Raw genomic sequence first — 221 nt, forward strand, 5'->3', positions numbered from 1 at the left:
ACAAGAAATTCGATCACTACTGTGAAAAAGGAATAGGTTTTGTAACTCGTCTCAAGTCAAATGCTGTGGTGTATGTGCAAAAAGAATTGCCACTTTCGCCGGAAAGCGAAGTTAGCAGGGATTACATAGCTATCCTGGGCTGGGGTTCATCAAGAATGAAGCACCCTGTACGTCTGATTGAAACAACGGATACAGAAGGGAATCAAATTACAATTGTAACG

Annotated in this window: 1 pseudogene; it reads left to right on the top strand. The window is 41.6% G+C overall.

The features are described 5' to 3' along the window. Window positions 1-221: pseudogene (locus ULO1_RS15040) on the top strand (IS4 family transposase); the annotation flags it as partial.

Source organism: Carboxydocella sp. ULO1 (assembly GCF_002049255.1).
Lineage (GTDB): Bacteria > Bacillota.